Raw genomic sequence first — 25,247 nt, forward strand, 5'->3', positions numbered from 1 at the left:
GGAGGTAGCCCGCACCGTGGCCCAGTTCATCTACGTCCTGGAAAAGGCGCGCAAGGCGCACGGCGACAAGGTCGTGCTCGACAACGTGACGCTGAACTTCCTGCCGGGGGCCAAGATCGGTGTGGTCGGTCCGAACGGCGCCGGTAAGTCCAGCCTCCTCAAGATCATGGCGGGCTGGGACCGGCCGAGCAACGGCGAGGCGCGGCTGATGCCCGGCTACACCGTGGGCATGCTGGCCCAGGAGCCGCCGCTGAACGACGCCAAGACCGTCCTCGGCAACGTCGAGGAGGCGGTCGCCGAGACCAAGGCGAAGCTGGAGCGGTTCAACAAGATCGCCGAGCAGATGGCGACCGACTACTCCGACGCGCTGATGGAGGAGATGGGCAAGCTCCAGGAGGAGCTGGACAACGCCGACGCCTGGGACATCGACTCCAAGCTCGAGCTGGCCATGGACGCGCTGCGCTGCCCGCCGCCGGACGCCGACGTCACCATGCTCTCCGGTGGCGAGCGCCGCCGGGTGGCGCTGTGCAAGCTGCTGCTGGAGGCGCCCGACCTGCTGCTGCTCGACGAGCCCACCAACCACCTGGACGCGGAGAGCGTGCAGTGGCTGGAGCAGCACCTGGCCAAGTACGCCGGCACCGTCATCGCCATCACCCACGACCGGTACTTCCTCGACAACGTGGCCAACTGGATCCTGGAGCTGGACCGCGGCCGGACGTACCCGTACGAGGGCAACTACTCCACCTACCTGGAGAAGAAGGCCGCCCGGATGGCGGTCGAGGGCCGCCGCGACGCGAAGATGAAGAAGCGCCTCGACGAGGAGCTGGAGTGGGTCCGCTCCAACGCCAAGGCCCGGCAGACCAAGTCCAAGGCCCGCCTCGAGCGTTACGAGGAGATGGCCACCGCGGCGGAGAACACCCGCAAGCTGGACTTCGAGGAGATCCAGATCCCGCCGGGCCCGCGCCTGGGCAGCACGGTGATCGAGGCGCGGAACCTCACCAAGGCCTTCGGCGACCGGGTGCTGATCGACGACCTGTCGTTCTCGCTGCCGCGCAACGGCATCGTCGGCGTGATCGGTCCGAACGGCGTCGGTAAGACCACCCTGTTCAAGACCATCGTCGGGCTGGAGGAGCCGACCTCCGGCTCGGTGAAGGTCGGCGACACCGTCTCGCTGTCGTACGTCGACCAGAGCCGGGCGGGGCTGGCCGGTGACAAGACGGTCTGGGAGACCGTCTCCGACGGGCTGGACCACCTCCTGGTGGGCAAGGTCGAGATGCCGTCCCGGGCGTACATCGCGGCGTTCGGGTTCAAGGGCCCGGACCAGCAGAAGCCGACCAAGGTGCTCTCCGGCGGCGAGCGCAACCGGCTCAACCTGGCGCTGACGCTGAAGATCGGCGGCAACGTGATCCTGCTCGACGAGCCGACCAACGACCTCGACGTCGAGACGCTCGGCAGCCTGGAGAACGCGCTGCTGGAGTTCCCCGGCTGCGCCGTGGTCATCTCGCACGACCGGATGTTCCTCGACCGGGTCGCCACGCACATCCTGGCCTGGGAGGGCGACGACCAGAACCCGGCGAGGTGGTTCTGGTTCGAGGGCAACTTCGAGGCGTACGAGAAGAACAAGATCGACCGGCTCGGCGCCGAGGCCGCCCGGCCGCACCGGGTGACCTACCGCAAGCTGACCCGCGACTGACGTGGCCGACCGCTTCGTCTACCACTGCACCCTGCGGTGGTCCGACCTGGACGCGTACGGCCACGTCAACAACTCGCGCTTCCTCACCCTCTACGAGGAGGCCCGGGTGGCGTTGATGTTCGCCGGTGGCCGGGCGTGGGGAGTGGGCTCGTTCGCCGACGGCGTGGTGATCCGCCGGCACGAGGTCGACTACCTGCGCCCGGTCGACTACGCGCTCGGCCGGGCCACCGCGGAGGCGGCGCCGACGGTCCGGATCGAACTCTGGGTGGAGGAGATCCGGGCCGCCTCGTTCACCGTCGCCTACGAGCTGTACGACGGCGACGTGCTGGCCAGCCGGGCCCGCTCGGTGCTGGTCCCGTTCGACCTCGACCGGCAGGTGCCGCGCCGGGTCAGCGCCGAGGAGCGTGAGTTCCTCCTGACGTACGCCCCGCAGGGCGCGGCGTGACCGCGGCCGGTCACCCGGTCGACGCGGCCGGCGGGCACGGGATCGCCGACGGCGCCGACGCGGGCGCCTTCCTGGCCCGGCTGGTCCGGCTGGACCGGGGTGCCCTGGTCCGGCTCCGGCCGGCCGGCGCGCCGGCGCGTACCGCCCTCTGGGCCCGCCTGCCGTGGGGGGTGCTGGTGGTGCGCACGGTGGCCGGCGTGGCCCCGGGCGACGTCACGGTCGGCGCGGACGCTCTGCTCGCGGCGCTCACCGAGGGACGGCAGGAGTTGCCGGCCCGGCGCGACGCGCAGTGGCGGTGGCCGCTGCCGCCGGCGGCGAGCCGCCGGGTGGAGACGCTGCCGGGCGGTGAGCTGCGCCGGATCGCCGAGGCGGCGGCGGGCACGCTGCGGGCCGCCAGCGCGCACGGCGTGGCCGGGCGGGCGGTGGGGCAGCGGGCGCTGCGCGACGCGCTGCTCGACCACGTGCCGGTGGTGGTGACCCCGGACGACCCGCCGGGCGAACCGGTGGAGGTGAACCAGCGGCTGGTCCAGGGTCTGGTCCGGATGGGCTTCCTGGGCGCCCCGGGGGCCGGTTCCGGCGCCGCTGGCGCCGCCGCCGTCCAGGTGCGGACGGCCGGACGTTGGGTCGGCCTGGTGGGACCATACGGAGCGACTTGGTCGCAGACGGCCACTGATCTTGCCGTACGACCCTCCGGCGGTCATCCGTTCGGATGACCACCGGTCATTCTTCTGGTTTGGGGCTCCCGTTGGGGGGATGCTTCAACCCGGCTGTCCGGGTACCGTCCATCCTCGGATCCAACGCACCGTAGGCGACTGGATCCGCTGGGGAGTGAGGTGCGCGAGCGATGCCGTGGTGGTCATGGCGCCCCGGTCCCGCCAACGGCGGCGACCCGGAAACTCGAAGCGGGATCACAGTGGAGGGCACCGTCCGGGTCGGGCCACCGACCCCCCGGCAGCCGGAGGACGACTGCCCGGCCGTCGACCGGCCCGCCATCCCGGAGATGCGGGCTGCGGTCGAGCCGGTCACCCTGGGCCGGGTCTGCGAGGCGCTCGACCTGCTCGACGTGCGCTACCTGGCCGACGGTGACGGCAACCTGCTGGCCATGTGGGAGCGGCACGCGGTGCTGGTCACCCTTGAGGGCCCGGAGGACGAGATCCTGGTGATGCGGGCGCGTCCACACGCGACCGTCCCGCCGGACTGGGCCTACCGGGTGGTCAACGAGTGGAACCACACCCGCCGGTTCTGCAAGGCCTACGTCGGCGACCCCACCGAACGCGGCCAGCTGCCCATCTACGCCGAGCTCCAGGTGCCGTTCGGCGCCGGAACGCACGACGCGCTCCTGGTCGAGATGCTCGACTGTGGCGCCGCGGTGGCCACCAGCTTCGTCGACTGGCTGCACGACGAGGGCGCCCTGCTCTGAGCCGTCGCCAGACCGGTCGCCAGCCCCACTCGCGGTCCGCCCGTGCCGCGGTCTGCTGTGCTGCGGTCTACCTGCCGCGGTCGACCGTGCCGATGCCGACCGGGCGCCGGCCACGGCACCGCCGCCGCGCCGACGGCTACGGCGTCCCGGCGGCCGGGTCCTCCATCACGTTGACCATGAAGTACGCCGCCCGCTCCAGGTAGTCCCAGAGCGCGGTGGCGAGTTCCGGCGGCAGGTCGAGGCTGTCGACCGCCGTGCGCATGTGCCGCAGCCAGGCGTCCCGCTCGGCCGCGCCGATCCGGAACGGCGCGTGCCGCATCCGCAGCCGCGGGTGCCCCCGCTGGGCCGAGTAGGTGTTCGGGCCGCCCCAGTACTGCATCAGGAACAGCGTCAGCCGGTCCGCCGCCGGGCCCAGGTCCTCCTCCGGATACATCGGGCGCAGCAGCGGGTCGTCGGCGACCCCCGCGTAGAACTCGTCGACCAGCTTGCGGAAGGCGGGCTCACCGCCGATCGCCTCGAAGAGGGTCATCGACGGCCGGGGACGGCCGGACTCAGCAGCGGGATTCACCGTTCCATCCTGCCAGGTGCCCGCGGCCGCACCCCTGGGGAGGGACCGGGGTACGGGTGTAACTCACCTCACCGCGTGGCGCGGCCGCCCCGGTTCGCCGGGCCGGCCGGCGACCGGACCGCCGGGGCCGTCCTGCGCCGGCGGCCGCTCGTCCGCCCCGCCCTCGCCCCGGTCCGGCGCGCCGCCGGTCTGCTCCCTGGTCACGTCCTCGGCCGGCGCCACCCCGGCGCCGCCGGCCCGTTCCGCCGCGGTGACCGCCGCGTCGACGCTCGACCGGCTCGGCCAGCGCAGCGCCACCAGGGCCATCAGCAGGACGCCCGCCGCACTCCACCACCCGACCACGGCCGGGATCGGGAACCGCTCGGCGAGCAGCCCGGTGACCAGCACCGCCACGCCCTGGATCACCTGCACCCCGCTGGCCATCACGCCGAACGCCCGGGCCCGGAAGCCGCTGGGCAGGGCGCGGACGAACAGGCCGTTGGCCATCGGCAGCATGCCGGCGACCGCGAACCCGCAGGCCCCGGCGAGCAGCGCCACCACCGCCGGTGGCGGGTCGAACAGGGCGGGCACCAGCACCGCCGGGGCGAGCACCGCGAGGGGCCGCATCAGCGCCAGTCGCCGGTCGGGCCCGAACGCCCGCCCGACCACCAGCCCGCCGAGGATGAAGCCGACCGGGTTGGCGGCCATGATGACGGCCTGCGCGACGCCGGTGTCCATCCCGCCGGCGCCGTGCTCGCTCGCCCAGGCCGCGGCCAGCCCCTCCGGCACGATCGAGAAGAGCATGGCGCTGAACACCAGCACGGCGATGGCCCGCAGCACCGGCGTGCCGAACACGAGCCGGAACCCCTGGCCGGTCTCCCGGAGCAGGTGGCTGCGGTGCGCGGCGGTCATCGCCGGCGGCCGGTCGGCGACGCCGAAGCGGGTGAGCGCGGCCGAGACGGCGAACGTCGCCGCGTTGATCAGCAGGGCCAACGCCGGGTTGAACGCCGCCACGGACGCGCCGATCAGGTAGCCGACGACCTGCGCGGCCTGGCCGGTGCTGGCGTTCAAAGACAGCCCGAGGACCAGCTTGTCGCCGGTCAGCACCAGCGGCATCAGCGCGGACTTCGCGGCCTGGCTCGGTGGGTTGGCCAGGGTGGCGGCGAAGAGCAGCACCAGGATCACGTTGACCGGCATGTTCGGGATGGCGATGACCACCATCAGCGCCATCCGGATCAGGTCGCAGGCGACCATCACCTGCCGGTAGCGGTGCCGTTCGGCGAGGGTGGACAGCAGCGGGCCGCCGACCAGCCAGGGCAGGTAGCTGATCGCGAACGCGGCGGCGGAGAGGGCCACCGACCGGGTCTCCTGGTAGACCAGGAGGGTGACCGCCGCCTTGGCGATGTAGTCACCGACCCAGGAGAGTGCGCTGGCCGCGAAGATCGCCCGATACTCGCGCTGGGCGAACACCTCATGGAAGGTGGCCGGCCCTTCCGGAGAGGGTCGCTCGTCGGACACCGTCGCCTCCATCGTTTCCCGGGTGCTGCCGCTCGTGGCGTACGCGCCCGGGAAACCGTCGTCAGATCTACCGATCAGCGAGGACGTGATCACGTTCCGGGGGGAACGCGTGTCCCGGATTCTGCCCGATCGTCTGACAACTGGCTAGGGCGAACGGCTTGATCGTCGCATCCCCGACTGAACGAACGGACGATACCCGAGGGGCCGGCCGGCCCGAGACCCCCGCGCTGCCCGGTCATTCGTACCGTCAGGTGGCGCCGCCCTGACCGGTCTCGCCGGGACCGCCGGCGGGCATCCCCGGGTAGAGACGTGCCGCCGCGATCCGCGCGGTGATCCCGGAGTTCTCCAGCGCCTCGGTCAGCCGGCGGCGCAGTTCACGGCCGACCGCGAACTGCCCGTCGGCGGTGGTCTTGACGACGGTCCGGATCACCGCGCCCTCCACCGTCATCTGCTCCACGCCGAGCACCTCGGGCGCCTCCACGATCTCCGGCGCCAGCTCGGGGTCGACCGCGACCGACGCGGCCGCGGTACGCAGCACCGCGCTGGCCTCCTCGGTGCCGGCGAAGCCGATCGGCAGGTCGACCACGACGAGGGCCCAACCCTGGCTCTTGTTGCCGACGCGGATGATCTCGCCGTTGCGGATGTACCAGAGCACCCCGCGCCCGTCCCGGACGGTGGTGACCCGGAGCCCGACCGCCTCCACCATCCCGGTCGCCTCGCCCAGGTCGACCGTGTCGCCCACGCCGTACTGGTCCTCGATGAGCATGAACAGGCCGGCGATCAGGTCCTTGACCAGACTCTGCGCGCCGAAGCCGAGCGCCACCCCGGCGATGCCGGCGCTGGCCAGCAGCGGGGCGAGGTCGAAGCTGAACTCCTTGAGCACCATCAGCAGCGCGATGCCGAAGATGAACGCCGTGCTCAGGCTGCGCAGCACCGACCCGATCGCCTCGGCGCGCTGACGCCGCCGTTCCGGCACGAACTCGCCCGGCTCGGCCGCGGCGGTGGGGATCCGTTCGCGCAGCGGCCGCAGCATGGTGGGCACCCCGGCGGCGGTGGTGGTGCGCACCAGCCGGCGGATGGTCCGGTGCACCAGCCACCGGGCGGCGACGGCCAGCAGCAGGATCAGCACGATCCGCAGCGGCTTGAGCAGGATCCAGTAACTGCCCTCGGCGAACCACACCGAGTTGGTGATCTCCCAGGCCGCCTTGCAGAGCGCCTCCTCCAGGCACTCCGGGCTCGGCGATGGGTCCGGGCTCGGTGTGGGCGCGGCGTGGAGCAGGTTGACGGTACGCACGATGTCTTCGTACCGCACCCCGGGCGGGCCGCCCGCGCCGACCCACCATCCGGGTGACCGGAGCCGCCCACCGACATGGCCACCGACAGGTGCGCAACCGTCACGGGGTGCTGTCGGGTGACGGCGTCGGTCGGGCCGCAGCGCCTCAGCCGTGGCGGTGGGAACCACCGGCCGTGGCGTCCCCGGTCCGCTCGTCCGACCGGTTCTCCAGCACCGTTACGAGGGCCGAGGCGACGAGCGCCACGGGCCGGTCGTCGTCGTGTGCCAGTTGCCGGAGGGTGGCCAGCGCGATGGTGCCCGGCAGTTCGGCGAGGGCCTGGGTCAGGCGCACCCGAACCGTCGGATCCGCGGTGTGTGCGGCGAGCTCGTCGACCAGCGCCGCCAGGATCCGGTCTGCCCACGCCGCGTCCCGCGCCAACGTGCCCAGGGTCTCGGCCGCCTCGACATCGTTGCGGCCCTCGACCACCATGCCGACGAGCGTCGGGACGGCTCGCGTCCCGCCCCGTGCTCCCACGGCGAGAGCGGCATGGCCGCGGACCGTCGGGTCCGGGTCGCCGAGGGCGCCGGTGAGCGTCGCGGTCGCCTCGCCGTCGGGCAGCTCGGCGAGCGCGAGGGCCGCGCGCCGCCGGACGTCGACGTCGACGGAGGTCAGGCCGGACGCCAGGTTCGCCACCCCGGCCCCGCCGGCTCGCGCGAGGGCCCAGCGCAGGGCCCCGGCGACGTTCGGATCGGATTCGGTGAGGATCGCCGTGGCCAACAGCTCGGCGGGAACCGCCGCGGGCTCGGTCGGGGCCAGGGCGGCCTGCTGCCGCCGCGCGGCGCTCGGCGAACCCAGCCCGTGCAGGAGGTCGACGATGCGCGCGACGTCCTGCCAGCCGGCGGGCTCGGCCGCATCGACCGTACGGAGCCGATCGAGCAGCTCGTGCTCCCGGTCCAGTCGTTCCTCGGTCTTCCGGATCAGGTCGCCGACCAGCGCGGACGGGGTGAATCCGGGATCGTCGAGAGTGCGCGCGACCTGACGCAACGACAGTCCCAGGGACCGCAGACCCTCCACGTAGAAGATCCGCCGGATGTCGTCGGGGGTGTACTCCCGGTAGCCACCCACGGTGCGGCCCGTCGGCTGCACCAGCCCGAGGGAGTCGTAGTGCCTGAGCATCCGGGCGCTCACCCCCGAGCGGCGCGCCACCTCACCGATCAGCACTCGCTGGTCTCCTCCCGGTGCGGACCGAGCGCGACGACCCGTGTCGCTTCGTCGACGGCCAGGTCGAATCCGGCATCCGGGTCGTGGAGGAGCCGCTCGGTGGCGCCCGCGTGCGCCCGCACCGTCGGGTCGTGGTGCGCCATCGCCGTTCGCAGGATCGGCTCGACCACGTCGCCGAGTGCGGCGAGGGCGCGGCTCAAACTGAGCCGTACCTGCCGGTCGCCGCGGCCGAACTGCGTCGCCAGTTCCGCCGCCAGCGCCCCCTTCTCCTCGTCGGGCACCAGGACGACGGCCGCCCGCCATGCGGTCCGCGCCACCTCGTCGTCGGTGTCGTGCAGCAGCGACGGCGTGATCGCCGGCCACGCGCTCCGGTCACCGATCTTGGACAGCGTGTGCAACGCCTGGCTACGGGCCTGTGCCCGCGCGGAGCGGAGTTCCGCGCGCAGCTTCGGCACCGTGATCTCCGCCGGGAGCCGGGTCAGCGCCCAGGTGAGCATGTCGCGCACGAAGAAGTCCGGCTCGATCGCGCACCGTGCCACGAGCACGTCGACGAAGCCGGGCTCGGGCCGGCTACCGATCGCCAGGGCCGCCTTCAGCCGCGTCGACGAGTTGCCGGCGGCCAGTGCGTCCAGCAGTCGCGGGTTCTCGGAGTCGCTGTGTGCCGAGTCGATGGGGACCACCTCCGGCCGCCAGTCAAGGCCTTGTCACAGTGGCAATGTCAAGCGCGCTGGATGAAGCCGGCGCGATGCCCGGAGGTGCGGCCGGGGGAGGGCGGGCCGGAGATCATCGGGCGTGGACCCGGCCCGGTCGAGGCCGGCGGCGACCGTCGACCACCGTCGGGCAGGTGGAGAGTTCGCCCAGGTCGGGACGGTGATCCAGGCCAGCACGGATGATCCTCATACCAGAAGAGAGATTAGTACGTGCAATCCCGGTTCCGATCAGGGACTATTGGCGCAACGGATGTCGGTGATCCGGCCGGCGTCGGCCGCGGTGAGCGCTGTGCCCGATCCCGGTCGATGGTGGCGAGGTGGGGGCCGCTGGACCGGGAGGGTGAGCGCGATGCCTGACATACGACCCACGGTGGGCTCCGGCGCGCTGGTCCTCAACGCCACCTACGAGCCGCTGTGTGTCGTGTCCGTCCGTCGTGCCGCCATCCTCGTGCTCTCCGCCAAGGCCGTCTGTGTCGCCGACGGCGACGGCATCCTGCACAGCGCCCGCAACGCGTTACCGGTGCCGTCGGTCGTCCGGCTCACCCGGTTCGTCCGGGTGCCCTACCGCACCCACGTCGGACTGTCCCGCCGGGCGATCTTCGCCCGGGACGGCTGGCGGTGCGCGTACTGCCGAGGGCCGGCGGAGACCATCGACCACGTCTTCCCGCGCAGCCGGGGTGGCCGGCACGCCTGGGAGAACGTCGTGGCGGCCTGCGCGAAATGCAACCACACCAAGGGCGACAAGACCCCGGCCGAGCTGGGTTGGCGACTGCACGCGCTGCCGGCCGCCCCGAAAGGCGTCGCCTGGCGGGTGCTGGGCCACCGGGCCCCCGATCCGCGCTGGGCCGACTGGCTCGACCTGCGGGAGCCCGAGGCGGCCTGATCCCGCTCATCCGGTGCGCGCCCGCACCAGGGTGGCGAAGACCACCACGTTGTCGGCGTAACCGGTCTCGCCGCCGATCCAGCGTCCGCCACAGGTGATCAGGCGCAGGTTGGGGCGGCTGAAGTCGCCGTACACCTCGTCCACCGGCAACCGCTCCTTGTCGAACCGCTCCACCGAGTTCACCTCGAAGACCGCCACCGAGCCGTCCTCGCGGCTGACCTCGACCGGATCGCCGGCGCGCAGCTCACGCAACTGGTGGAACACCGCCGGTCCGGTGTTGGTGTCGACGTGCCCGACGATGACGGCCGGCCCGTACTGGCCCGGGGTCGGGCCCTGGTCGTACCAGCCGGCCTCCTGGGCGCGGGCGGCGTCCGGCACGGCGATGCTGCCGTCCGGGGCGATGCCCACGTTGTGCACGGGCGCCGCCAGGTCGATCGGTTGGCTGCTGATGCCCACCGGTCGGCTGGCCGCCAGCACCGGGAACTTCTTCGGCGGTGGCCGCAAGCCCGCGGTGAACCGGTCGGGCAGGACGTGGATCCCGGTGACCCGCTCCACCCCGAGCATCGCGATGATCAGCGCCATCAGGGTGCCGATCACCAGCACCGGCAGCCCCGGCCCGGCGTCGGCCAGCCGGCGGCCGGCGGCCCAGCGGTGCCGCGGCCGGGGCGGCAGCGGTTGGGCGGCCGGGTCGGGCGTGGCCACGCTGGCCGTGACGGCCTGCCCGGCCACCCGGCGCAGCCGGCCGGTGGCGGCCACCACCACCCGGCGGGACGCCCGCAGCGCCCGCCGGGCGGCCGCCCGGCGCGGATCCGGTCGCGGGTTACGCGCGCGAGAACCGGCCATGGCGGCGGCGGTCAGGAACCGGCCCCGGTCCGACGACGGTTGCCGAACAGCCCGAAGGCGACCACGAGGGCGACCGCGGCGACGCCGCCGACCAGCAGCAGCGAGCCGGTGCCCCGGCCGTCGGAGGTGCCCCCGCCCCCGGTCGCCGGCCCCTTGGTGGGCTGTTCCATGTCGAGCACGGTCAGCGTGGTGGTGGCGGTGTTGTTGTTCTGGCAGCGCAGGTTGACCGGATAGTCACCGGGCTCCTTGCCGTTCGGAACGGTCGCCTTGCCGGTCAGGAAGCCGTTGTCCGGCCGGAGCACCACCCGGCCGAACGCGTCCGACTGCACCTCGGCCTCCCGGTTGTTGCCGTCGTCGCAGCTGGCCCGGATGTTCACCCGGCTGCCCGCCTGCACGCTGTTCGGCGTCACCTCGACGAAGGCGTTCTCGCCCGCCCGGGCCGGCGCCGCGCCGACCAGGACGAAAGCCCCGATCAGGAGACACACCCCGAACAGCCGGATGATGGTCGACGGGGCGCAGAGCACGCCTCCGTACGGTCGCAGACCCCGCATGATCCTCCCTCCCGGCACCGGTGTACCGGTCCTGCTGGGGCGACCCGGCGTGCTTTCCCCCTGCGTGCGGGGCTAACCGGTCCGGTCAGCGGCGGCGGGCGGTGGGGCCGTGGGCGGGCGGCAGCGGGGTGACCGGATGCCAGTCCAGCGGGGTGGAGAGCACCATCGTGCTGGACGGCTGGCCGTACGGGGCGAGCCGGTCGATCACCGCCTCGAACTCGTCGATCGAGCCGGCCGCGACCTTGAGCATGCTGCACGCGTCGCCGGTGATCCGGTGGATCTCCAGGATCTCCGGCCAGTCGGCGACCTCCGGGTCGTGCAGGATGCACCGGGCGCCGTAGCAGGACATCCGGATCAGCGCGACCACTGTGCGTCCGGCCCGGGTCAGGTCGACGTGCGCGTGGTAGCCGGTGATGATGCCGGACTCCTCCAGCCGGCGGACCCGCTCGGCCACCGCGGGCGGTGACAGGTGCACCCGCCGGGACAGCTCGCTGAAGGAGAGCCGCGCGTCGGCCTGCAGTTCGCGCAGCAGCGCCCAGTCCATGTCGTCCATGAGCAGACCTTACGTTCTCCAACCGGAACCTTCGAACCGCCTTCGGAACGGCAGGCCGTCCCGGCGCAGCGCCGTTGAACAGGCATTCCGATCAGTGCTGCGACCGGGAGATCATGTCGCCACCCGGCTCACGGAGGAGACGACAGGTGAAGCAGACGGAGCTGCCGGCGCCCGCGCCGGCCGCGGTGGTGCGCCCCACCACCCCGCAGCAGCGGGCCGCTCGGGCGCAGCGCAACGGCGGTAAGCCGACGCTGGAGTTCACCGAGCGGGTGCCCTACGACGCGTACGTCCGGGCCAGCACCCTGCACCGGTTGCAGGAACCGCTCAGCGACGACCCGGGCGAGATGTCGTTCCTGGTGGTCAGCCAGATCATGGAGCTGTACTTCAAGCTCACCTGCCACGAGCTGCGGGAGACCCAGCGGCTGCTGCGGGCCGACCGGGTCTGGGACGCGTTGGCCCCGCTGCGCCGCGCCGCCCTGCACCTGGAGGGGTTGAACGCGGCCTGGAAGGGGCTGCGCTGGATGACCCCGGCCGACTTCAACCGGTTCCGCAACCTGCTCGGCGAGGGCTCCGGCTTCCAGTCGGCGATGTACCGCCACCTGGAGTTCCTGCTCGGGCTCCGGGACCCGGCGCTGATCCGGCCGTTCCGCCGGCACACCGAGGTGTACGCCGAACTGACCGCCACCCTGGCCGCGCCGAGCGTCTGGGACGACGTGCTCGCCCTGCTCGCCCGGCACGGCCACGACCTCCCGGCCGAGCTGCTGGAGCGGGACGTGGCCGTCGAGCACGAGCCGCACGCCGCGGTGGAGGCGGCCTGGGTGCGGATCTACGCCGACGCCGGACCGGAGAACCACCTGCGGCTGCTGGGCGAGGCGCTGACCGAGGTGGCCGAGCAGTTCGGTGACTGGCGGCAGCACCACATCAAGGCCGTGCAGCGGACAATGGGCGCCAAGGTCGGCAGCGGCGGCTCCGCCGGTCTGGCGTGGTTGCAGCGCAGCATGGCCCGGGTGGTCTTCCCCGAGCTGTGGTCGGCCCGGACCGCGATGTGACCGGAGAACGCGACATGGACACCCCCGCACCCCTCGCCGCCGGCGAGGCCGAGGCGCGGCGCCTCGACGCCGCCGACCCCGGCCACCGCCACCTGTTCCACGTGCCGCCGGCCGAAGGCGGCCGGTACCCCGAGGTGGCCTACCTGGCCGGCAACTCGCTCGGGCTGCAACCCCGGGCCACCCGCACCGAACTCCTCGCCGACCTCGACGCCTGGAGCCGGCTCGGCGTCGAGGGGCACCTGGAGGCGGAGCGGCCCTGGTTGCCGTACCACGAACTGCTCACCGGGCCGGCCGCGCGACTGGTCGGCGCCCGGCCCGCGGAGACCGTGGTGATGAACTCGCTCACCGTCAACCTGCACCTGCTGATGGTCAGCTTCTACCGGCCGGCCGGCGCCCGGACCCGGATCGTCATCGAGGACAGCGCCTTCCCCTCGGACAGCTACGCGGTGCGCAGCCAGGCTCGGTTCCACGGGCTCGACCCCGACGAGACGGTGGTCCGGCTCCGGCCCCGCCCGGGCGAGGACACCCTGCGCACCGAGGACGTCACCGGCTACCTCGCCGCCGAGGGCGACCGGGTGGCGTTGGTGCTGCTCGGCGGGGTCAACTACCTCACCGGCGAGCTGATGGACATCCCGGCGATCACCGCCGCCGGCCGGGCCGCCGGAGCGGTGGTCGGCTGGGACCTGGCGCACGCCGCCGGCAACGTCCCGCTCGCCCTGCACGACTGGGACGTCGACTTCGCCGCGTGGTGCTCGTACAAGTACCTCAACTCCGGCCCCGGCGCGCTGGCCGGCGTCTTCGTCCACGAGCGACACCTCGGTGACCCGGGCCTGCCGCGCTTCGAGGGCTGGTGGAGCACCGAGGCGGCCACCCGGTTCGAGATGACCCCGGTCTCCCGGCCACCGGCCACCGTGGAGGCCTGGCAGATCTCCAACCCGCCGATCTTCGCGATGGGCCCGGTGCGGACCTCGCTGGAGATCTTCGACGCGGTCGGCATGACCGCCCTGCGCGAGCGCAGCGTCCGGCTCACCGGCTACCTGGAGCGGCTGCTCGACGAGGTGACCGTGACCCGGCCGCTGACCGTGGTCACCCCGCGCGAGCCGGAGCGCCGCGGTTGCCAGCTGTCCGTGCGGATCGGCGCCGGCAGCGCGGCCGAGCTGACCAAGCGGCTGCGCCACGAGCACGGCGTGATCGCCGACGCCCGGGAGCCGGACGTGGTCCGGTTCGCCCCGGTGCCGCTCTACTCCACGTACCACGACTGCTGGCGGGTCGCCACGGCGCTCGCCGCGACCGTCGGGGAGGTGCCGGCATGAGCACGCTGCCGAGTTCCGGCATGACCGAGCGGGACGAGATCGCGGTGGTCGGCGCCGGGCTGGCCGGCTGCCTGCTGGCCTGCTTCCTGGCCCGGCGCGGCTACCGGGTGGCGCTCTACGAGCGGCGGCCCGACCCGCGTACCGGGCGGGTCGAGCGGGGTCGCTCGATCAACCTGGCGCTCTCCGAGCGCGGCCTGGACGCGCTGCGCCGGATCGGGCTGGCCGAGCAGGTGATGGCGGACGCGCTGCCGATGCGCGGCCGCATGATCCACCCGGTTGACGGCGAGCCGCAGTTCCAGTCGTACAGCGCGGCCGGCACGCTGGCGATCAACTCGATCAGCCGGGGCGCGCTGAACAACGCCCTGCTGGACGCCGCGGCCGCGCTGCCCGAGGTGCGGATCGCCTTCGACCACCGGCTGGTCGGCCTCGACCCGGCAACCGGGGAGATGACCTTCGAGACGCCGACGGGCAAGACGACCGCCGTCGCGCCGGTCGTGCTCGGCGCCGACGGCGCCGGTTCGGCGGTACGCGGCCAGTTGCTCGGCCACGGCCTGCTCACCGAGAGCCTCGACTTCCTCGACTACGGCTACAAGGAGCTGACCATCCCGCCGCTGGGCGGCGACTTCGCCCTCGACCCCGAGGCGCTGCACATCTGGCCGCGCGGCACCTCGATGATGATCGCCCTGCCCAACCCGGACCGGTCGTTCACCTGCACGCTCTTCTGGCCCACCCACGGCACCGCCAGCTTCGCCTCGCTGGGCAGCCCGGCCGCGATCGAGCGGCACTTCGCCACCCACTACCCGGACCTGCCGCCGCTGGCGCCGAACCTGGTCGACGACTACCAGCACAACCCGGTCGGCGTGCTCGGCACGGTGCGCTGCACCCCGTGGCAGGTGGGCGGCAAGGTCGGCCTGCTCGGCGACGCGGCGCACGCCATCGTGCCGTTCTACGGCCAGGGCGCGAACTGCGCGTTCGAGGATGTGGTGGAGCTGGACCGCTGCCTGGACGACTGCGCCGACGACTGGGCGGCCGCGCTGCCGCTGTTCCAGCAGCGCCGGCAGGACAACGCCGAGGCGATCGCCCGGATGGCGCTGACCAACTTCGTGGAGATGCGGGACAAGGTCGCCTCGCCGGTGTTCCAGCTGTGGCGGCGGGTGGAGCACGCACTGGAACGGGCGCTGCCCGGCCGGTACGTTTCGCAGTACGAGCTGGTCTCGTTCTCCACCACCCCGTACGCGGAGGTGCGGCGGCGGGTGCGCCGGCAGCACCGGGTGCTGGGGGCGGTGGCCGCGGGTGCGGTGGCGGCGCTGGTTGGTGCGGTCGGTGCCGCGGTCAGCCGAGGGAGGCGCTGATGACGACGGTCTGGGATCCCCGGTTGATGACCGGTCACGCGCCGGCCGGGCCGGGCCTGCTGCGCAACTTCGTCGGCGGCGAGTTCGTCGCGGCCGGCAGGACCTTCACCAAAGCCAGCCCGGTGACCGGGGAACCGGTCTTCGAGGTGGCCGAGGCCGACCGGTCCACGGTGGACGACGCGGTGGCCGCCGCCCGGGCGGCGCTGCGCGGGCCGTGGGGTCGGATGGGCGAGCGGGAGCGGGCCGAGGTGCTGCGCCGGGTCGCCGACGAGCTGGAACGTCGCTTCGACGACCTGGTCACCGCCGAGGTGGCCGACACCGGCAAGGCCATCTCGCAGGCCCGCACCCTGGACATCCCGCGCGGGGCGGCCAACTTCCGGGCCTTCGCCGAGATCGTGGCGACCGCGCCGACGGAGTCGTTCACCACGGTCACCCCGACCGGCGGCCGGGCGCTGAACTACGCCGTCCGCAAGCCGGTCGGCGTGGTCGCGGTCATCGTGCCGTGGAACCTGCCGCTGCTGCTCCTCACCTGGAAGGTCGCCCCGGCGCTGGCCTGCGGCAACGCGGTGGTGGTGAAGCCGAGCGAGGAGACGCCCGCCTCGGCGGCGCTGCTCGCCGAGGTGATGGCCGCGGCCGGGGTGCCGGCCGGGGTCTTCAACCTGGTGCACGGCTTCGGCCCGGACTCGGCCGGGGAGTTCCTCACCCGGCACCCGGACGTCGACGCGATCACCTTCACCGGCGAGTCGGCCACCGGCAGCGCCATCATGCGGGCCGCCGCCGACGGGGTGAAGGCGGTCTCCTTCGAGCTCGGCGGCAAGAACGCCGGGCTGGTCTTCGCCGACGCCGACCTGGACGCGGCGGTGGCCGGCTCGGTCCGGTCCAGCTTCACCAACGGCGGCCAGGTCTGCCTCTGTACCGAGCGCGTCTACGTGCAGCGGCCGGTCTTCGCCGAGTTCACCGAGCGGCTGGCGAAGCGGGCCGCGGACCTGGCGTACGGGTGGCCGGCCGACGAGGCCACGGTGAACATGCCGCTGATCTCGCACACCCACCGGGACAAGGTGCTCGGCCACTACGCCCTGGCCCGCACCGAGGGCGCCGAGGTGCTGACCGGCGGCGGGGTGCCGGCGTTCGGCGACGCCCGCGACGGCGGGGCGTACGTGCAGCCGACGGTGCTCACCGGGCTCGGCCCGGACGCCCGGACCAACCGCGAGGAGATCTTCGGTCCGGTGGTGCACGTGGCCCCGTTCGACACCGAGGAGGAGGCGTACGCGCTGGCCAACGGCACCGAGTACGGACTGGCCGCGACGGTGTGGACCCGGGACGTCGGCCGCGCGCACCGGGCCGGGGCCCGGCTGGACGCCGGCATCGTCTGGGTGAACACCTGGTTCCTGCGCGACCTGCGCACCCCGTTCGGCGGGGTGAAGGCGTCCGGCATCGGGCGCGAGGGCGGCCTGCACTCGCTGGACTTCTACTCCGAACTCACCAACGTCTGCGTGGACCTGTCATGAGCGAGCGCAGCGAGCGAATCATCAGGTGCAGTGCGGTGGAGCCTCATGGCGGCACGGAGCGAAGCGGAGTGCCGACATGAGCGAGCGCAGCGAGCGAATCATCAGGCGCAGTGCGGTGGAGCCTCAAGTCGGCTCCGAGCGAAGCGGGGAGCCGACATGAGCGATTACGAGGCCGCGGCCCGGGAACTGGTCACGGCGCGGGAGAGCGGCAAGCCCTGCCCACCGCTGCGCGAGCGGCTGCTGCCCGAGGGGGACGTCACGTCCGCGTACGTGGTGCAGCAGCTCCAGGTGCGGCAGTGGCTGCAGCGCGGCCACCGGCGGGTCGGCGCGAAGATCGGGCTGACCTCCCGGGCGGTGCAGGAGAGCTTCGGCGTGTACCAGCCGGACTTCGGCGTGCTGCTGGACAGCATGGCGGTGCCCGACGGTGCGGAAATCGGCCTGGACCGGCTGCTCCAGCCCCGGGTGGAGGCGGAGGTCGCCTTCGTGCTCGGCGCCGACCTGCCCGACGAGCGGGTCACCACGGCCGACCTGACCCGCGCGGTCGACCACGTGCTGCCGGCGATCGAGATCGTCGACTCCCGGGTCGCCGGCTGGGACATCTCCATCGTGGACACCGTCGCCGACAACGCCTCCAGCGGGCTGTTCGTGCTCGGCACCACGCCGCGCCGGCTCACCGACGTGGACCTGCGGCTCTGCGGGATGGTGCTGGAACACGCGGGGGAGCCGGTCTCGGTCGGCGCCGGGGCGGCCTGCCTGGGCAACCCGCTGCACGCGCTGGAGTGGCTGGCCCGCACGATGGCCCGCTCCGGCGACCCGCTGCGCGCCGGTGACGTGGTGCTCTCCGGGGCGCTCGGCCCGATGGTGCCGGTCACCCCCGGCGCGGCGTACGAGGCCCGGATCTCCGGCCTCGGCTCCGTCCGGACCTGTTTCTCGTCGTCGGAGGGGGCGTCGTGAGCGCGCCGAGTGAGTCCGCGAGCCGCGCGAACGGAGGGCACGGCATGACCGTCGGGGTGGCGGTGCTCGGGTCCGGCAACATCGGCACCGACCTGATGATCAAGGTGCTGCGGCTCTCCGAGTCGCTGCGGATGGTGGCGATGGCCGGCATCGACCCCGGGTCGGACGGCCTGGCCCGGGCCCGGCGGCTCGGCGTGGCCACCACCGCCGACGGCGTGGACGGCCTGGTGGCGATGCCCGAGTTCGCCGACGTCGAACTGGTCTTCGACGCCACCTCGGCCGGGGCGCACCGGCGCCACCACGAGGTGCTGCGCGCGCACGGCCGGACGCTGATCGACCTGACCCCGGCCGCCATCGGCCCGTACGTGGTGCCGCCGGTCAACCTGGACGAGCACCTGCACGAGACCAACGTCAACATGGTCACCTGCGGCGGGCAGGCCACCGTGCCGATCGTCGCCGCGGTCGGCCGGGTGACCCCGGTGGCGTACGGGGAGATCGTCGCCTCGATCGCGTCCAAGTCGGCCGGGCCGGGCACCCGGGCCAACATCGACGAGTTCACCGAGACCACCGCCCGGGCGATCGAGGTGGTCGGCGGCGCCGAGCGGGGCAAGGCGATCATCGTGCTGAACCCGGCCGACCCGCCGCTGCTGATGCGGGACACCGTCTACTGCCTCTGCCCGGACGCCGACGCCGACCGGGCAGCGATCGCCGCCTCCGTCGCCGCGATGGTGGCGACCGTCCAGGACTACGTCCCCGGCTACCGGCTCAAGCAGGACGTGCAGTTCGACCGGGTGGACAGCTACGTGCCGGCGCTGGGTCGGCACCTGACCGGGTTGCAGGTCTCGGTCTTCCTGGAGGTCTCCGGCGCCGGGCACTACCTGCCCGCGTACGCCGGGAACCTGGACATCATGACCTCGGCCGCGCTGCGGACCGCCGAGCGGCTGGTCGCCCTGCGGGCCGCGCCCACGACGGAGGTGGCCGCGCGATGACCGATCTCTACATCCAGGACGTGACGCTGCGCGACGGCATGCACGCCATCGCCCACCGCTACACCGTCGAACAGGTGCGCACCATCGCCGCCGCGCTGGACGCGGCCGGGGTGGCCGCCATCGAGGTGGCGCACGGCGACGGCCTCGCCGGCTCCAGCGTCAACTACGGCCACGGCGCGGCCAGCGACGCCGAGTGGATCGCGGCGGCCGCCGAGGTGATGACCAACGCGAAGCTCACCACGCTGCTGCTGCCCGGCATCGGCACCATCGCCGACCTGAAGGCGGCCAAGGCGCTCGGGGTGACCAGCGTACGGATCGCCACCCACTGCACCGAGGCGGACATCTCGGCCCAGCACATCTCCTGGGCCCGGGAGAACGGCATGGACGTCTCCGGCTTCCTCATGATGTCGCACATGAACGACCCGGCCGGGCTGGCCGGGCAGGCCAAGCTGATGGAGTCGTACGGGGCGCACTGCGTCTACGTCACCGACTCCGGCGGCCGGCTGCTGATGTCCGACGTGGCCGAGCGGATCGACGCGTACCGGCAGGTGCTGGAGCCGGAGACGCAGATCGGCATCCACGCGCACCACAACCTGTCGCTGGGCGTGGCCAACAGCGTGGTGGCGGTCGAGCACGGCCGGATCCTCGGCACCGGGCCGCTCGGGTCGCCGCACGGGCGGACCGTGCGGGTGGACGCCTCGCTGGCCGGCCAGGGCGCCGGGGCCGGCAACGCCCCGCTGGAGGTCTTCGTCGCGGTCGCCGAGCTGCACGGCTGGAAGCACGGCTGCGACGTGTTCGCCCTGATGGACGCGGCCGACGACCTGGTCCGCCCGTTGCAGGACCGGCCGGTGCAGGTCGACCGGGAGACGCTCTCGCTGGGGTACGCCGGGGTCTACTCCAGCTTCCTGCGGCACGCCGAGCGCGCCTCGGCGAAGTACGGCGTGGACGTCCGGTCGATCCTGGTCGAGCTGGGCCGGCGCCGGATGGTGGGCGGCCAGGAGGACATGATCGTGGACGTGGCGCTGGACCTCGCCGGCAAGGAGGAGTCGTGATCGGGCCGGACACCGCCGGGATCGCCGAACGGTTGGGTGCGGCGGCGGACACCGCCACCGCCATCCCGCAGCTCGCCGCCGAGACCGGGTTGGACGTCGACGGCGCGTACGCGGTGCAGACCGCGCTGCTGCAACGCCGGATCGACCGGGGCGAGCGGCTGGTCGGGCTGAAGATGGGGCTCACCAGCAAGGCGAAGATGGCCCAGGTCGGCGTGGACGAGGTGATCTGGGGCCGGCTCACCGACGTGATGCGGGTGCCCGACGGGGGCACCGTCGACCCGGCCGACTACATCCACCCGCGGGTCGAGCCGGAGGTGGCGTTCCTGCTGGACCGGCTGCCCCAGCCGGGCGAGCCGGTCGGCGAGTTCCGGGACGCGGTCCGTGCGGTCGCGCCGGCCATCGAGTTGATCGACTCCCGGTACGCCAACTTCACCTTCTCGCTGCCGGACGTGATCGCCGACAACACCTCGGCCGCCGCGTTCGTGGTCGGCCCGTGGTCACCGGTGCCGGACGGGCTGGACAACCTCGGCGTGCTGTTGGAGGTCGACGGCCGGGTGGCGCAGGTCGGGTCGACCGCGGCCATCCTCGGCGATCCGCGCCGGGCGTTGGACGAGGGGATCCGGCTGGCCGGCCGGCACGGGGTGCGGATGCACTCCGGCTGGGTCTTCCTGGCCGGCGCGGCGACCGCCGCGGTGCCGCTGCGTCCGGGTGCCCACGTCCGGGCCGTCGTCGAGAAGCTCGGCACCGCGTCGCTCCGGGCGGCGTCGTGATCGGGCGGCACGTCGTGGGCGGCGGGGTCGTCGTGGGTGGCGGGGTCGTCGTGGGCGGCGGGGTCGTCGTGGGCGGTGTGGGGGGTTCCGGGCAGCCCACCCGGCTCCGGGCGGTCAGGCTTGATCCCTCCGCCGGGCGGGCTGCCCGGAACCCCGTCGTGGGCACCGTCCGCGCGTCGGCCGGTGGTCCGCATCCCCTTGCCGGGCAGGCTGCGCGGAGCCCCATCGTGGTCGTTGTCCGTTCTGCGCTGCCGGCTGGTCGTCATGGGTGACGGCGCGAAGGTAGTGGCCGGCAAGGCCGTCCCCAGGGGCGCGTTTCCGCACGTCAAGGTGGCCGGTGGGTTCGTCTTCGTCTCCGGTACGTCGTCCCGGCGGCCGGACAACACCTTCGCCGGCGCCGAGGTGGACGAGTTCGGCACCACCAACCTGAACATCCGGGTGCAGACCCGGGCCGTGATCGAGAACATCCGGGACCTGCTGCGCTCGGTCGGCGCCGACCTGTCCGACCTCGTGCAGGTCACCACGTACCTGGTGAACATGAACGACTTCGGCGGCTACAACGAGGTGTGGGCCGAGTTCTTCGACGCCACCGGGCCGACCCGCACCACCGTCGCCGTGCACCAGTTGCCGCACCCGCACCTGCTCATCGAGATTCAGGCCGTGGCCCTTCTTCCCTCAGGAGGTCAGTCGTGAGCGAGATCGCCGAACCGTTCAGCTTTCCCGGGTGGATCGCGGAGCACCAGCACCTGCTCAAGCCACCGGTGGGCAACAAGGAGATGCTGCCGGGCAGCGACGACTTCATCGTCATGGTCGTCGGCGGCCCGAACCAGCGCACCGACTTCCACGTCGACCCGTACGAGGAGTTCTTCTACCAGGTCAAGGGCAACATGCACGTCAACCTGATGACCCCGGAGGGGCCGCGGACGGTACACATCCGCGAGGGTCAGATGTGGATGCTGCCGCGCAACATGCCGCACTCGCCGCAGCGGCCGGAGGCCGGCTCGATCGGGATGGTGATCGAGCGGGTCCGCGAGGAGGGCACCCTGGAGAAGTTCCAGTGGTACTGCCCCGAGTGCGGGCACAAGGTGCACGAGGTGGAGCTCCAGGTACGCGACATCGCCGCCGACCTGCCCCCGGTCTTCCAGGCCTTCTACACCGACGAGAATGCGCGGACCTGCGACAACTGCGGCGCGCTGCATCCGGGGAAGGGCTGATGGCCGCTGCCGCCGAGGGCCGGCCGGTTCGGTATCCGGTGGTGGACGTGCACACGCACGTCGTACCGAAGGGATGGCCGGACCTCGGCGCCGCGTGCGGCGGGTCCGGCTGGCCCTGGCTGCGGGTCGACTCCGAACGCGCCGCCATGATCATGGTGGGCGAGACGGAGTTCCGCCCGATCGGCGCGTCCTGCTGGGACGCGCCGACCCGGCTGGCGGACATGACCGCCGACGGTGTCGACCTGCAGGTCGTCTCGCCCACCCCGGTCTTCTTCAGCTACGACCGCCCCGCCGACCAGGCGGCGAAGGTGGCGCGGATCTTCAACGACCTCACCCTGGAGGTCACCGCGGCCGGCGGCGGGCGGCTGGTGCCGTTCTGCCAGGTGCCGTTGCAGGATCCGGCGGCCGCCTGCGCCGAGCTGGACCGCTGCCTGGCCGCCGGGCACGCCGGTGTCGAGATCGGCAACCACGTCGGCGACCGCGACCTGGACGACGGCGGCATCGTCGAGTTCCTCACCCACTGCGCCCGGGTGGGCGCGCCGGTCTTCGTCCACCCGTGGGACATGCCCGGCGGTCCCCGGCTGGACCGGTGGATGGCCCGCTGGCTCACCGGCATGCCGGCTGAGACCCACCTGTCGGTGCTGGCGCTGATCCTCGGCGGCGTGTTCGACCGGGTGCCGGAGACGCTGCGGATCTGCTTCGCGCACGGCGGCGGCAGCTTCCCGTTCTGGCTGGGCCGGGCCGACAACGCCTGGCACCGCCGCGGCGACCTGGTCCGGGGTTCCTCGACCGCCCCACCCAGCGCCTACGTCGACCGGTTCTGCGTCGACTCGGTGGTCTTCGAGCCGGCCGCGCTGCGGCTGCTGGTGGACACCATGGGGGAGGACCGGGTGCTGGTCGGCAGCGACTACCCGTACCCGCTGGGCGAACGCCCGGTGGGGCAGGTCGTCCGCAAGGCCGACTTCCTCACCCCCGACCAGCGCGACAAGCTCCTCGGCGGCAACGCCCTGCGCTTCCTCGGCTGCTCGGAGTCCGACTGACCGGCCGTGTCTGCGGGCACGGCCGCCGGTGGGCGGGCAGGATGAGGGGATGGCCGAGCCGCACGACCTGACCGCGCTGGAGCAGGCCGCCGCGATCGCCGACGGCGAGCTGTCCAGCGTGGAACTCGTCGAGCACCACCTGCACCGGGTCGCCGCGCTCGGCGACACCGTCGGGGCGTTCGTCACCGTCACGCCGGAGCTGGCCCGGGAGGCCGCCCGCGCCGCCGACGCGGTGCCGGTCGAGCGGCGCGGGCCGCTGCACGGCGTGCCCACCGCGATCAAGGACCTCACCCTCACCGCCGGAGTCCGCACCACCTTCGGGTCGGCCGCCTTCGCCGACTTCGTGCCTCCGGTCGACGCCGACGTGGTCCGGTTCATGCGCGCCGCCGGGCTGGTCAGCCTCGGCAAGACCACCACCTCGGAGCTGGGCTGTTCGCTCTACTCCGAGGGGCTGGTCGCGCCGCCGGCCCGCAACCCGTGGAACCTGGGGAACACGGCGGGTGGCTCCAGCGGCGGCGCGGCCGCCGCGGTGGCGGCCGGGCTGGTGCCGGTGGCGCAGGGCTCCGACGGCGGTGGTTCGCTGCGCATCCCGGCGTCGCTCTGCGGGCTGATCGGCTACAAGCCGAGTCGGGGCCTGGTCTCCGGCGGCCCGCTCGGCTTCGGCGCGTTCGGCCTGCCCACCAGCGGACCGATCGGGCGCACCGTCGCCGACGTGGCGGCGCTGCTCGACGTGCTGGCGCAGCCGGTGGCGGGGGAGCCGTACCTGCCGCCGCTGCCGCCGGCCGGCGGCTACCTGGCCGCGGCCCGGCAGGCCGACCCCGGCCGGCTGCGGGTCGGCCGGTTCACCGCGCCGATGCTCGCCGACGAACCGGTCCACCCGGACTGCGTCGCGGCCGTGGACCGGGCCGCCGCGCTGCTCACCGCCGCCGGGCACGAGGTGGTCGAGGTGCCGCCGCCGCTCGGGCCGTCGGCGTGGCCGCTGTTCGAGATCATCTGGTACGTGCTGGCGCTCGCCCCGGTGCCGCCGGAGCTGGAGGGCCAGCTGCTGCCGCTGACCCGTCACCTGCGGGCCCGGGGCGCGGAGATCTCCGCCGCCACCCTCAGCGCCACGCTCGGCGAACTCCAGGCGCAGGTACGCCGGGGCGTGTACCGCACCGCCGGCTGCGACCTGCTGCTCTGCCCGACCCTCGCCGCTCCGCAGGCGCCGGTGGGCTGGTTCACCGAGGGCGGCGACCCGGCGGAGGATTTCGACCGGCAACGCCGGTTCTCGCCGTACTGCGCCATCTTCAACGTCACCGGCGATCCGTCCGTGTCGCTGCCGGTGGGCGTCACCGCCGAGGGACTGCCGGTCGGGGTGCTGCTGACCGGTCGGTACGGCGACGACGCGCGGCTGATCGCCACGGCTGCGCAACTGGAGAATTCCAGTGGCGGGTGGGATCGCCACCCCGCAATCTGGCGGGCCGTCGGCTCCGCTAACGTGAATGGCAGCGGAGTCGGGCGGTCGGCGCCATGATTCGTCCACCCGACCCGGATGCTCTGGTCTCTCTTTCCGCCTGGGGGCGTTGGGATTGTCTGTTACCGAGACGTTGCTGGTCTTCGTCGGCATCCCGGCGGCCGCGGTGCTGGTGATCGCCGGTTTGGCGTACGCCGGTAGCCGTGGCGGCGGTGGCGGCGCCAAGCGCTACCGGCCGGGTCGGCCCTTCGACTTCACTCCGGTCTGGTTCCTGGCCCGTCCGGAGCAGCTGGCCGACTCGGCCGGCACCGCCCTGGCAGCGGGCGCCCAGGCGCCGGCGCTGACCAGTCGCAAGCAGGAGCAGGCCGGCGAGATGGCGCCGGCCGGTGGAACCGGAGGCGCAAGTGACCGTTGGTGAGATGCAGGCCGGGCCGGACAATCCGCCCGAGGTGCTGGACGGGCCGTTCTCGACCCGGCAGCTGCTGCGCATCGACGAGGCGCTCCGACTGGCCGACCAGAACACCGGCCTGGTCTTCTCGGTCTTCGTCGGCGGTCTCGACGAGCCGATCCGGGAGCACGCCGAGCGGCTGCACCGCCAGCTCGCCGAGCCCGACAAGTCGGTGCTGATCGCGGTCTCGCCCAACCAGCGCCAGCTGGAGATCGTCACCGGCCGGTACGCGCGCAAGCGGATCCCGGACACGTACGCCAAGCTGGCGGCGCTCTCCATGGTCGCGGCGTTCGGCGGCGGCGACCTGGCCGGCGGCATCATCAACGGACTGGACCAGCTCGCCAGCCACGCCGGCAAGGGCTGAGCCCTTCCTCGTACGACGAAGCCCGGCCCGCGTCCCACGCGGGCCGGGCTTCGTCGCGTCGGCGGACCGGGGTGCCCAACTCG

At 73.2% G+C, this 25,247-nt stretch carries 27 protein-coding genes; 19 read left to right on the top strand and 8 right to left on the bottom strand.

Going from position 1 to position 25,247, the window contains the following annotated elements; translation table 11 throughout:
• The first annotated feature begins 16 nt into the window (after window positions 1-16).
• The 4 genes from ettA (at window position 17) to GA0070609_RS02675 (ending at window position 3,558) form a co-directional block, all read left to right on the top strand.
• Entirely contained in the window at window positions 17-1,693 is a 1,677-nt protein-coding gene (gene ettA / locus GA0070609_RS02660) for an energy-dependent translational throttle protein EttA (RefSeq protein WP_088992320.1), read from the top strand.
• A gap of 1 nt (window position 1,694) precedes the next feature.
• The gene (locus GA0070609_RS02665) at window positions 1,695-2,138 is read left to right on the top strand and encodes an acyl-CoA thioesterase (RefSeq protein ID WP_088992321.1); all 444 of its coding nucleotides are present in this window, start codon (window positions 1,695-1,697) and stop codon (window positions 2,136-2,138) included.
• On the top strand, window positions 2,135-2,851 hold the full coding sequence (locus tag GA0070609_RS02670) for a hypothetical protein (RefSeq protein WP_088992322.1): 717 nt from the start codon (window positions 2,135-2,137) through the stop codon (window positions 2,849-2,851). The genes GA0070609_RS02665 and GA0070609_RS02670 overlap by 4 nt, the downstream gene beginning before the upstream one ends.
• A gap of 131 nt (window positions 2,852-2,982) precedes the next feature.
• Window positions 2,983-3,558 (top strand): type III secretion system chaperone family protein, encoded by a 576-nt coding sequence (locus GA0070609_RS02675; RefSeq protein ID WP_088992323.1) that lies wholly within the window; start codon window positions 2,983-2,985, stop codon window positions 3,556-3,558.
• A 136-nt stretch (window positions 3,559-3,694) separates the two neighbouring features.
• Here the strand turns inward: GA0070609_RS02675 and GA0070609_RS02680 are convergent, their stop codons facing one another.
• The 5 genes from GA0070609_RS02680 to GA0070609_RS02700 form a co-directional block, all read right to left on the bottom strand.
• Window positions 3,695-4,126: a globin gene (locus tag GA0070609_RS02680; protein ID WP_088992324.1), complete on the bottom strand. Its 432-nt coding sequence runs from the start codon at window positions 4,124-4,126 to the stop codon at window positions 3,695-3,697.
• A 63-nt stretch (window positions 4,127-4,189) separates the two neighbouring features.
• Complete coding sequence (locus GA0070609_RS02685) at window positions 4,190-5,635, bottom strand: MFS transporter (RefSeq protein WP_088992325.1); 1,446 nt, start codon at window positions 5,633-5,635, stop codon at window positions 4,190-4,192.
• Between the two features lie 235 nt (window positions 5,636-5,870).
• On the bottom strand, window positions 5,871-6,917 hold the full coding sequence (locus GA0070609_RS02690) for a mechanosensitive ion channel family protein (RefSeq protein WP_231928509.1): 1,047 nt from the start codon (window positions 6,915-6,917) through the stop codon (window positions 5,871-5,873).
• A 145-nt stretch (window positions 6,918-7,062) separates the two neighbouring features.
• Window positions 7,063-8,118: a HEAT repeat domain-containing protein gene (locus GA0070609_RS02695; RefSeq protein ID WP_088992327.1), complete on the bottom strand. Its 1,056-nt coding sequence runs from the start codon at window positions 8,116-8,118 to the stop codon at window positions 7,063-7,065.
• Complete coding sequence (locus GA0070609_RS02700) at window positions 8,112-8,798, bottom strand: HEAT repeat domain-containing protein (RefSeq protein WP_088992328.1); 687 nt, start codon at window positions 8,796-8,798, stop codon at window positions 8,112-8,114. The genes GA0070609_RS02695 and GA0070609_RS02700 overlap by 7 nt, the downstream gene beginning before the upstream one ends.
• Window positions 8,799-9,177: 379 nt before the next feature.
• On the opposite strand from GA0070609_RS02700, the gene GA0070609_RS02705 reads away from it, so the two are divergent.
• A complete protein-coding gene (locus GA0070609_RS02705; protein WP_088997445.1) occupies window positions 9,178-9,711 on the top strand; it encodes an HNH endonuclease in 534 nt (177 codons plus the stop codon).
• A 6-nt stretch (window positions 9,712-9,717) separates the two neighbouring features.
• Here GA0070609_RS02705 and GA0070609_RS02710 read toward each other — a convergent pair whose 3' ends face one another.
• The 3 genes from GA0070609_RS02710 to GA0070609_RS02720 form a co-directional block, all read right to left on the bottom strand.
• The gene (locus tag GA0070609_RS02710) at window positions 9,718-10,554 is read right to left on the bottom strand and encodes a class F sortase (RefSeq protein ID WP_088992329.1); all 837 of its coding nucleotides are present in this window, start codon (window positions 10,552-10,554) and stop codon (window positions 9,718-9,720) included.
• Between the two features lie 11 nt (window positions 10,555-10,565).
• Window positions 10,566-11,105, bottom strand: a complete 540-nt coding sequence (locus GA0070609_RS02715) for a hypothetical protein (protein WP_408630627.1) — start codon at window positions 11,103-11,105, stop codon at window positions 10,566-10,568.
• An 85-nt stretch (window positions 11,106-11,190) separates the two neighbouring features.
• Window positions 11,191-11,658 carry an Lrp/AsnC family transcriptional regulator gene (locus GA0070609_RS02720; protein ID WP_088992330.1) on the bottom strand — a complete coding sequence of 156 codons (468 nt, stop codon included), beginning with the start codon at window positions 11,656-11,658 and terminating at the stop codon, window positions 11,191-11,193.
• 113 nt (window positions 11,659-11,771) lie between these two features.
• Here GA0070609_RS02720 and GA0070609_RS02725 point away from each other — a divergent pair, with 113 nt between their 5' ends.
• The 14 genes from GA0070609_RS02725 to GA0070609_RS02790 all read left to right on the top strand — a co-directional run bounded on the left by GA0070609_RS02725 (window position 11,772) and on the right by GA0070609_RS02790 (window position 25,164).
• The gene (locus GA0070609_RS02725) at window positions 11,772-12,707 is read left to right on the top strand and encodes a tryptophan 2,3-dioxygenase (protein WP_408630628.1); all 936 of its coding nucleotides are present in this window, start codon (window positions 11,772-11,774) and stop codon (window positions 12,705-12,707) included.
• Between the two features lie 14 nt (window positions 12,708-12,721).
• Window positions 12,722-14,020 (top strand): kynureninase, encoded by a 1,299-nt coding sequence (gene kynU, locus GA0070609_RS02730; RefSeq protein WP_088997447.1) that lies wholly within the window; start codon window positions 12,722-12,724, stop codon window positions 14,018-14,020.
• 20 nt (window positions 14,021-14,040) lie between these two features.
• Window positions 14,041-15,372, top strand: coding sequence for an FAD-dependent oxidoreductase (locus GA0070609_RS02735; protein ID WP_088997448.1), 1,332 nt, complete (start codon window positions 14,041-14,043; stop codon window positions 15,370-15,372).
• A gap of 26 nt (window positions 15,373-15,398) precedes the next feature.
• On the top strand, window positions 15,399-16,880 hold the full coding sequence (locus GA0070609_RS02740; RefSeq protein ID WP_088997449.1) for a 2-hydroxymuconic semialdehyde dehydrogenase: 1,482 nt from the start codon (window positions 15,399-15,401) through the stop codon (window positions 16,878-16,880).
• 156 nt (window positions 16,881-17,036) lie between these two features.
• Entirely contained in the window at window positions 17,037-17,834 is a 798-nt protein-coding gene (locus GA0070609_RS02745) for a 2-keto-4-pentenoate hydratase (protein ID WP_088992332.1), read from the top strand.
• A gap of 44 nt (window positions 17,835-17,878) precedes the next feature.
• Complete coding sequence (locus tag GA0070609_RS02750) at window positions 17,879-18,823, top strand: acetaldehyde dehydrogenase (acetylating) (protein ID WP_088992333.1); 945 nt, start codon at window positions 17,879-17,881, stop codon at window positions 18,821-18,823.
• Window positions 18,820-19,875: a 4-hydroxy-2-oxovalerate aldolase gene (gene dmpG / locus GA0070609_RS02755; protein WP_088992334.1), complete on the top strand. Its 1,056-nt coding sequence runs from the start codon at window positions 18,820-18,822 to the stop codon at window positions 19,873-19,875. Before GA0070609_RS02750 ends, dmpG begins: the two co-directional genes overlap by 4 nt.
• The gene (locus GA0070609_RS02760) at window positions 19,872-20,645 is read left to right on the top strand and encodes a 2-keto-4-pentenoate hydratase (RefSeq protein WP_088992335.1); all 774 of its coding nucleotides are present in this window, start codon (window positions 19,872-19,874) and stop codon (window positions 20,643-20,645) included. The genes dmpG and GA0070609_RS02760 overlap by 4 nt, the downstream gene beginning before the upstream one ends.
• 264 nt (window positions 20,646-20,909) lie before the next feature.
• Window positions 20,910-21,338: a RidA family protein gene (locus GA0070609_RS02765; RefSeq protein WP_088992336.1), complete on the top strand. Its 429-nt coding sequence runs from the start codon at window positions 20,910-20,912 to the stop codon at window positions 21,336-21,338.
• Window positions 21,335-21,859 (top strand): 3-hydroxyanthranilate 3,4-dioxygenase, encoded by a 525-nt coding sequence (locus tag GA0070609_RS02770; RefSeq protein WP_088992337.1) that lies wholly within the window; start codon window positions 21,335-21,337, stop codon window positions 21,857-21,859. Before GA0070609_RS02765 ends, GA0070609_RS02770 begins: the two co-directional genes overlap by 4 nt.
• A complete protein-coding gene (locus tag GA0070609_RS02775; protein ID WP_088992338.1) occupies window positions 21,859-22,899 on the top strand; it encodes an amidohydrolase family protein in 1,041 nt (346 codons plus the stop codon). Before GA0070609_RS02770 ends, GA0070609_RS02775 begins: the two co-directional genes overlap by 1 nt.
• 49 nt (window positions 22,900-22,948) lie before the next feature.
• Window positions 22,949-24,412 carry an amidase gene (locus GA0070609_RS02780; RefSeq protein WP_088992339.1) on the top strand — a complete coding sequence of 488 codons (1,464 nt, stop codon included), beginning with the start codon at window positions 22,949-22,951 and terminating at the stop codon, window positions 24,410-24,412.
• A 49-nt stretch (window positions 24,413-24,461) separates the two neighbouring features.
• Window positions 24,462-24,770, top strand: coding sequence for an aa3-type cytochrome oxidase subunit CtaJ (gene ctaJ / locus GA0070609_RS02785; protein WP_446723590.1), 309 nt, complete (start codon window positions 24,462-24,464; stop codon window positions 24,768-24,770).
• A complete protein-coding gene (locus GA0070609_RS02790; RefSeq protein WP_088992341.1) occupies window positions 24,757-25,164 on the top strand; it encodes a DUF5130 family protein in 408 nt (135 codons plus the stop codon). Before ctaJ ends, GA0070609_RS02790 begins: the two co-directional genes overlap by 14 nt.
• The last annotated feature ends 83 nt before the right edge of the window (window positions 25,165-25,247 follow it).

The organism is Micromonospora echinaurantiaca, from assembly GCF_900090235.1.
GTDB lineage: Bacteria > Actinomycetota > Actinomycetes > Mycobacteriales > Micromonosporaceae > Micromonospora > Micromonospora echinaurantiaca.

Coding starts and splice junctions, on each gene's coding strand:
- GA0070609_RS02715 (WP_408630627.1), bottom strand. CDS start 11,105: ATGCGGGGTCTGCGACCGTACGGAGGCGTGCTCTGCGCCCCGTCGACC.
- GA0070609_RS02685 (WP_088992325.1), bottom strand. CDS start 5,635: ATGGAGGCGACGGTGTCCGACGAGCGACCCTCTCCGGAAGGGCCGGCC.
- GA0070609_RS02765 (WP_088992336.1), top strand. CDS start 20,910: ATGGGTGACGGCGCGAAGGTAGTGGCCGGCAAGGCCGTCCCCAGGGGC.
- GA0070609_RS02705 (WP_088997445.1), top strand. CDS start 9,178: ATGCCTGACATACGACCCACGGTGGGCTCCGGCGCGCTGGTCCTCAAC.
- GA0070609_RS02750 (WP_088992333.1), top strand. CDS start 17,879: ATGACCGTCGGGGTGGCGGTGCTCGGGTCCGGCAACATCGGCACCGAC.
- GA0070609_RS02740 (WP_088997449.1), top strand. CDS start 15,399: ATGACCGGTCACGCGCCGGCCGGGCCGGGCCTGCTGCGCAACTTCGTC.
- GA0070609_RS02725 (WP_408630628.1), top strand. CDS start 11,772: ATGTCGCCACCCGGCTCACGGAGGAGACGACAGGTGAAGCAGACGGAG.
- GA0070609_RS02675 (WP_088992323.1), top strand. CDS start 2,983: ATGCCGTGGTGGTCATGGCGCCCCGGTCCCGCCAACGGCGGCGACCCG.
- GA0070609_RS02720 (WP_088992330.1), bottom strand. CDS start 11,658: ATGGACGACATGGACTGGGCGCTGCTGCGCGAACTGCAGGCCGACGCG.
- kynU (WP_088997447.1), top strand. CDS start 12,722: ATGGACACCCCCGCACCCCTCGCCGCCGGCGAGGCCGAGGCGCGGCGC.
- GA0070609_RS02735 (WP_088997448.1), top strand. CDS start 14,041: ATGACCGAGCGGGACGAGATCGCGGTGGTCGGCGCCGGGCTGGCCGGC.
- GA0070609_RS02710 (WP_088992329.1), bottom strand. CDS start 10,554: ATGGCCGGTTCTCGCGCGCGTAACCCGCGACCGGATCCGCGCCGGGCG.
- GA0070609_RS02775 (WP_088992338.1), top strand. CDS start 21,859: ATGGCCGCTGCCGCCGAGGGCCGGCCGGTTCGGTATCCGGTGGTGGAC.
- dmpG (WP_088992334.1), top strand. CDS start 18,820: ATGACCGATCTCTACATCCAGGACGTGACGCTGCGCGACGGCATGCAC.
- GA0070609_RS02745 (WP_088992332.1), top strand. CDS start 17,037: ATGAGCGATTACGAGGCCGCGGCCCGGGAACTGGTCACGGCGCGGGAG.
- GA0070609_RS02780 (WP_088992339.1), top strand. CDS start 22,949: ATGGCCGAGCCGCACGACCTGACCGCGCTGGAGCAGGCCGCCGCGATC.